8 protein-coding genes are annotated in these 5,876 nt (G+C 67.3%); 4 read left to right on the forward strand and 4 right to left on the reverse strand.

Features of this window, described 5'->3' with window-relative positions:
* A partial coding sequence (hpnH, locus tag JMF90_RS20880) for an adenosyl-hopene transferase HpnH (protein WP_201325383.1) occupies positions 1 to 747 on the forward strand: 747 nt, incomplete at its 5' end.
* A 157-nt stretch (positions 748 to 904) separates the two neighbouring features.
* On the opposite strand, the gene JMF90_RS20885 is transcribed toward hpnH, so the two are convergent.
* The 3 genes from JMF90_RS20885 to JMF90_RS20895 all read right to left on the reverse strand — a co-directional run bounded on the left by JMF90_RS20885 (position 905) and on the right by JMF90_RS20895 (position 2,411).
* The gene (locus JMF90_RS20885; protein WP_006485063.1) at positions 905 to 1,165 is read right to left on the reverse strand and encodes a hypothetical protein; all 261 of its coding nucleotides are present in this window, start codon (positions 1,163 to 1,165) and stop codon (positions 905 to 907) included.
* Between the two features lie 165 nt (positions 1,166 to 1,330).
* Positions 1,331 to 1,810, reverse strand: a complete 480-nt coding sequence (locus JMF90_RS20890; protein WP_011548879.1) for a hypothetical protein — start codon at positions 1,808 to 1,810, stop codon at positions 1,331 to 1,333.
* A 223-nt stretch (positions 1,811 to 2,033) separates the two neighbouring features.
* Complete coding sequence (locus JMF90_RS20895) at positions 2,034 to 2,411, reverse strand: hypothetical protein (RefSeq protein ID WP_011548878.1); 378 nt, start codon at positions 2,409 to 2,411, stop codon at positions 2,034 to 2,036.
* Positions 2,412 to 2,899: 488 nt separating this feature from the next.
* On the opposite strand from JMF90_RS20895, the gene JMF90_RS20900 reads away from it, so the two are divergent.
* From JMF90_RS20900 to JMF90_RS20910, 3 genes are all read left to right on the forward strand, one after another.
* Entirely contained in the window at positions 2,900 to 3,253 is a 354-nt protein-coding gene (locus JMF90_RS20900; protein ID WP_011548877.1) for a DOPA 4,5-dioxygenase family protein, read from the forward strand.
* A 118-nt stretch (positions 3,254 to 3,371) separates the two neighbouring features.
* Complete coding sequence (locus JMF90_RS20905; protein ID WP_011548876.1) at positions 3,372 to 3,812, forward strand: nuclear transport factor 2 family protein; 441 nt, start codon at positions 3,372 to 3,374, stop codon at positions 3,810 to 3,812.
* Positions 3,809 to 5,215 carry an MFS transporter gene (locus tag JMF90_RS20910; protein ID WP_011548875.1) on the forward strand — a complete coding sequence of 469 codons (1,407 nt, stop codon included), beginning with the start codon at positions 3,809 to 3,811 and terminating at the stop codon, positions 5,213 to 5,215. Before JMF90_RS20905 ends, JMF90_RS20910 begins: the two co-directional genes overlap by 4 nt.
* A gap of 63 nt (positions 5,216 to 5,278) precedes the next feature.
* On the opposite strand, the gene JMF90_RS20915 is transcribed toward JMF90_RS20910, so the two are convergent.
* The coding region (locus JMF90_RS20915; protein ID WP_201325384.1) for a hemolysin III family protein at positions 5,279 to 5,876 on the reverse strand (598 nt) is incomplete at its 5' end.

Genomic DNA, 5,876 nt, shown 5'->3' on the forward strand with positions numbered 1-5,876 from the left:
GATCACTCGGTGTCGCAGGAAGGCGTGTACGACAAGGCCGTCGCGGCGATCAAGGAAGCGAAGCGCCGCGGCTTCCGCGTGAACATCAACTGCACGCTGTTCAACGATGCGGTGCCGGAGCGCGTCGCGAAGTTCTTCGACACGCTGGGCCCGATCGGCGTCGACGGCATCACCGTGTCGCCGGGCTACGCGTACGAGCGCGCGCCGGATCAGCAGCACTTCCTGAACCGCGACAAGACGAAGAACCTGTTCCGCGAAATCCTGAAGCGCGGCGAAGGCGGCAAGCGCTGGTCGTTCAGCCAGTCGTCGCTGTTCCTCGACTTCCTGGCCGGCAACCAGACGTACAAGTGCACGCCGTGGGGCAACCCGGCGCGTACGGTGTTCGGCTGGCAGAAGCCGTGCTACCTGGTCGGCGAAGGTTACGTGAAGACCTTCAAGGAACTGATGGAAACGACCGAGTGGGACAACTACGGCGTCGGCAACTACGAGAAGTGCGCGGACTGCATGGTCCACTGCGGCTTCGAGGCCACCGCCGTGATGGACACGATCTCGAACCCGCTGAAGGCGCTGCGCGTGAGCCGCAAGGGCATCAAGACCGACGGCCCGTTCGCACCGGACATCTCGATCGCGAAGCAGCGTCCGGCCGAGTACGTGTTCTCGCGCCACGTCGAGATCAAGCTCGAGGAAATCCAGCGCGCCGGCAAGGGCAAGCTGCAGAAGCCGGCGAAGTCGGCAACGGCCGCTTAAGTCGCGCGTTGCGCCGCGGGAAGGTTCGCGCCTTCGCAGCGGCTGGAATCGAAAAAGCGCCACGGAGTTCATTCGCTCCGTGGCGCTTTTCGTTTTGACGGACACCGTGTGACACGTTGCGCTTGCGCGCCTGCGTGCGAGGGCGAACGTCGGTTGCCTAGCTTCGAGACTCCGCCGCGGCGATCAGTTGCCAGGCGGTCGGCCCCGGATCGAGCAGCGGGTCGGACGGCGGATCGAGATCGTGCGGATGCGCTTCCTCGGACGGCAACGTCTGCGCTTTCGCAATGCCGATTTCGTCGCCGCATACGGTGCATCGATAGATGCCCGCCACCGTCACCTTGCTGCCCGGCGGCAGATTCTCGCTGAATGCGCGGCCACTTCCGCACGTGAAGTAGCCGCCGCTCCTGTATAGCGCCATCGCTCCTCCTGACTGAAACGAATGCGTTCGCGCCGACACGCACGACCGTCGCAAACGCGAGGATGGATCCTCGTCCGGACACGCCGGGCTCCAGTCAAGTCATTAGACGGCGCGCGTCCGCGCGATGGAATGGGACGCGTATGAAACACGGCCCGTGGCAGCCCCTCAATGCAGAACGGCCGGCTCCCGCATCTTCGCCGCGGCCTGCGCGACCAGCCCCGGCTGTTCGGCAGAAGCGAACGTGCACACATGACGCCACAGCTCCGCCAGCCGATGCCGCGTGAGCGTCGCGACGCACGCGTCGTTCGCGGTAAGCACGCGTTCGAGCACCGCGCATTCGTCGTCGTGCAGCGCCCATGCGCCGCTTTGCACGGCGCGCGCCACGCTCGCGTCCAGCACGCGCTCCGCGTCGACGCACAGGTCGATGGTCGCGTCGGGAGAGACCGCATCGTCGAGCGCGAGGAACACCAGATACACGCTCGTGCGCAGCCGCATCAGCAGCGTTTCGCTACCGTGCTCGCCGCGCAGCGCGACCAGCGCCATGTGGCATTTCAGCGAGATGTCGCGGGCATGCGCGGGCGGCAGCGGCAGCAGCCATTCGCGCGTCAAAGGCGGATGGCGGCGGCCTTTTCGGGCCGCCTTCATGATTCGCCCTCGCTCGCGGACGCATCGTCCTCCCCCACGCCCGGCCAGGCGCTACGGCACACGACGGCGCCGCGGCCCGCGTCGCGCAGGGTGTTCGCCCGGCGTCGCATGCCGTGCATATCGGCGCGCCGTCGCGTCGCGCCCGCTTCCGGCAGCCTGCGTATCGCCGGCGCACGCCACACGCCGGACAATCGGTTGGGGCATGCCATGTTCGTCTCCTGCATCAAAACGTGTTCTCGCCCTTCAGGTAATACGCGGTTTTCACGAAGAACGCCTTCACCGGATGGCCGGTCTGCGCGTCGCGGGCCGCCCGCGCTTGCATCGCGGCCTTCTCGTCGGGCCACCGGTCGGGCATCGGGTTGTACACGCGTTCGAGTGCACGCTGCATCGCGAGCGGATAGTTCTGGTTGCCGGCCGTCGTCGCGCGATAGCCGGCACGCGTCATCTGCATCAGTTGCACATCGGTTTCGGCACGCGCCGCCGACCAGGTCAACGGCGCGGCATGCGGGATGTCGCCGGCACCGATCGACTGCGCAAAGGCGACGGCAGGCAGCGCAACGAGTGCGCAGGAAAGAACAGCAACGGGAACGAGGGATCGCATAATGGCCTCCAGATGGTTGTCCCCGCATCGATCCATCATCGATGCGTTGAAACCATCGTATGTCGGGCCGCATCCCGCTTGAATAGCCGAATCCGCAATTGTTATTTTCAGGTGCGGCATTCGGCGTGCGCGCCGCGTCGTTCGCGAATTCCGCCGACATGGAATTTCTTTATTTCATTCAACGACCTGATCGGATTTCTACCGACGATCCGGTGGGTACTCGCCCGGCTCTTTCAATTTCCGAAATGGCGTGTTGCCGGTGCGATGCCGGCCGGTGCGCCTGCCCGCAAGGCTCCGGCGTGATATCGCGCACGCGGATACCGCCAAAGTGATTTGATCGGATCAGCCGATTCTTCTGATGCAGGACAAATCATCCGCATCGGCTTTCCGGATTGAGACACGACGCAAGCAGCAAGGACGCGCGATAATCACGCATCGGCCGTTTCGCACGGCATCTCAGGCATTCCCTTTTTTAATCGAGTCTTTCCATGGCTGCCCTCGACACTACCGCCATCGACAGCTGGCACGCGCACGTCTATTTCGATGCGGCGAGCCGCGACGCGGCCTGGGCGTTTCGCCAGGTCGTCGACGCGCGGTTCGGCGCGGTCATCGAACTCGGCCGCTTTCACGAACGCCTCGTCGGCCCGCATCCGGCCTGGTCGTACCAGATCGCGTTCGACGCCGCGCGCTTCGACGACATCGTGCCGTGGCTCGTGCTGAACCACGGCGCGCTCGACATCTTCCTGCATCCGAATACGCACGACGAACTGCGCGACCATCGCGATTGCGCGGTGTGGATCGGCAAGTCGTATACGCTGAATCTCGACGCGCTGGCCGGCTAAGGGCCGACGCCCGACCGCCTTCGCCACGGCAGGGCATCCACGTTTCGGGTCGACGTGAAACGTCCCGCGGCGGCACGCCCCTACAGTGGTTTCCGTGATCGACTTCCGGAAACCCGCCATGACACCCGCAGACACCGACGCCAACGCCCGGCGTATCCATGAAGACTGGCACGCAGCCGTCGTCGCCCGCGACTTCGACGCGCTGATGTCGCTGTATGCCGACGACGCGGTGCTCGAAACGCCGCTCGTCGTCGCCACGCTGCCCGCGCACGGCTCGGGCGTACTGCACGGCAAGGCCGCGATCGGCGCATTCTTCGCGGCCGGCCTGCGCAATCCGGACAACCAGCTCGGGCGCTGGTACCGAACCGGGCTGTTCTTCTCGAACGGCCGCCAGCTCGTCTGGGAATACCCGCGCGCAACGCCGGACGGCGACCAGGTCGATCTCGTCGAGGTGATGGACCTGCGCGACGGGTTGATCGCGCATCACCGCGTGTACTGGGGATGGGTCGGGTTCAATGCGTTGCGGGCCGCCGCGTCGCCGTCGCCCGAACGCGCATGACGGCCGCCGTACCTGATCAGGCCGCCGCGCGCCGCGTGCTCGCCGCGACCTGCGTGAGCTACATGCTCGTGCTGCTCGATGCGTCGATCGTCAACGTCGCGCTCACCGACATCGCGCACACGTTCGGCAGCCGCGTGGCCGGTCTGCAATGGATAGTGAACGCTTACACGCTGGCGTTCGCGAGCCTGTTGCTGACGGGCGGCACGCTCGGCGACCGGCTCGGCGATCGCACCGTCTATGTGGCGGGGCTGGCCGTCTTCGTCGCCGCGTCGGCCCTGTGCGGCGTCGCGCCGACCTTGCCGGCGCTCGCGGTCGCCCGCGCGTTGCAAGGCGTCGGCAGCGCGATGCTGGTGCCCTGCTCGCTGGCGCTGATCAATCGCGCGTTCCCCGAACCGGCCGCGCGCGCTTCGGCGATCAGCGTGTGGATGGGCTGCGGCGGCATCGCGATGGCGTCGGGTCCGCTGATCGGCGGCTTGCTGATCGATCTGTCCGGATGGCGCAGCCTCTTCTTCGTGAACCTGCCGCTCGGACTCGCCGGCATCTGGCTCGGCCGAACGGTCGCGCCCGCCGCCGTCGACCGGTCGCGGCAGTTCGACTGGGGTGGCCAGGCGGCGGCCATCGTCGCGATCGGGGCGCTGATCGGCACGCTGATCGAAGGCCCGTCGCTCGGCTGGCGCTCGGCGCCGATCGTCGGCGGCGCGATGGCCAGCGTCGTCGCGTGGATCGCGTTCATCGCGATCGAGGCGCGGCGCCGCGCACCGATGCTGCCGCTCGCGTTCTTCCGCAACCGGCTGTTCGCGGGATCGACGTTCGTGTCGATGGCGTCGGCGTTCGTGTTCTACGGCTTGCTGTTCGTGCTCAGCCTGTTCTATCGGCAGGTTCGCGGCGCCAGCCCGCTCGATACGGGGCTCGCGTTCCTGCCGATGACCGCGATGGTCGCGCTCGGCGGCCTCACCTCGGGGCGGGTCGTTGCACGCTTCGGCGCGCGCGGGACGATGTGCGCGGCGTTCGGGCTCTACGCGGCGGGCGCGCTCGGGATAACGGCCATCGGCGCGACGACGCCCGCGTGGCTTGCGGTCGCGCCGATGCTCGCGATCGGTTTCGCATCGGGCTTCATCTCGCCGGCCGCGACGGCGCCGGCGCTCGGGACGATCGATCGGCCGCGCGCCGGCGTGGCGGCAGCCGTGCTGAACGCGGCACGGCAAAGCGGATCGGCGCTCGGCGTCGCAATTTTCGGCGCGTGCATCGCGACGCTGCAACCGTTCCCGGTGGCGGTACGGGTGGTGCTGACGTTGGCCGCCGGATTGTCGGTGCTCGCCGCGGCAACGTGGTGGCTGACGGCGCAGGCAGCGCCAGCAACTGCCGAAACGACCGCCCCTCTGCGAGCCGCCGCGCGCCGCTAGCGCCTTCCCCGGCGGGCACGCCGCTCGCCGGGGGTTACCGACCGGCTCGACGCCCCATGCCGCTTACGCGACATACATCGCGACACTGACGAACTGGCACAGGCTGCCGGCCAGCACGAACAGGTGCCAGATGCCGTGCCCGTGGCGAATGCGTTCGTCGTTGATGAAGAAGTAGATCCCCGCGCTGTAGATCACGCCGCCGGCCACGAGCCATGCGGTGCCGATCGGCGGCAGCGCATGGATCAGCGGACGCACGGCGACGAGCGCGAGCCAGCCCATCAGCACGTAGAGGATCATCGACAGCAGGCGGGTGCGGCGCCCGAGCGTGAGTTCCTGCACGATGCCGAACACGGCGAGCCCCCAGCTCACGCCGAACAGCGACCAGCCCCACGGGCCGCGCAGCGTGACCAGCGTGAACGGCGTATAGCTGCCGGCGATCAGCAGATAGATCGCCGCATGGTCGCATTTCTGCAGGATCGCCTTCAGGCGCGGGTTGCGCACGCTGTGATATGCCGTCGAGATCGCGTAGAGCAGGATCAGCATCGCGCCGTACACGCTGAAGCTCACCACCTTGTACGGGTCGCCTTCGAGCGCGCCCATCGTCACGAGCGCGACGAGACCCGCCACCGACAGCACCGCGCCGACGAGATGGGAAATGCTG

Origin of the sequence: Burkholderia sp. E168m23 (genome assembly GCF_016586125.1) — a bacterium.
Taxonomy (GTDB): domain Bacteria; phylum Pseudomonadota; class Gammaproteobacteria; order Burkholderiales; family Burkholderiaceae; genus Burkholderia; species Burkholderia orbicola.

Bases quoted from the DNA above. Each gene is read 5' to 3' on its own strand.
- JMF90_RS20885 (WP_006485063.1), bottom strand. From the start codon at position 1,165: ATGGCGCTATACAGGAGCGGCGGCTACTTCACGTGCGGAAGTGGCCGC.
- JMF90_RS20890 (WP_011548879.1), bottom strand. From the start codon at position 1,810: ATGAAGGCGGCCCGAAAAGGCCGCCGCCATCCGCCTTTGACGCGCGAA.
- JMF90_RS20895 (WP_011548878.1), bottom strand. From the start codon at position 2,411: ATGCGATCCCTCGTTCCCGTTGCTGTTCTTTCCTGCGCACTCGTTGCG.
- JMF90_RS20900 (WP_011548877.1), top strand. From the start codon at position 2,900: ATGGCTGCCCTCGACACTACCGCCATCGACAGCTGGCACGCGCACGTC.
- JMF90_RS20905 (WP_011548876.1), top strand. From the start codon at position 3,372: ATGACACCCGCAGACACCGACGCCAACGCCCGGCGTATCCATGAAGAC.
- JMF90_RS20910 (WP_011548875.1), top strand. From the start codon at position 3,809: ATGACGGCCGCCGTACCTGATCAGGCCGCCGCGCGCCGCGTGCTCGCC.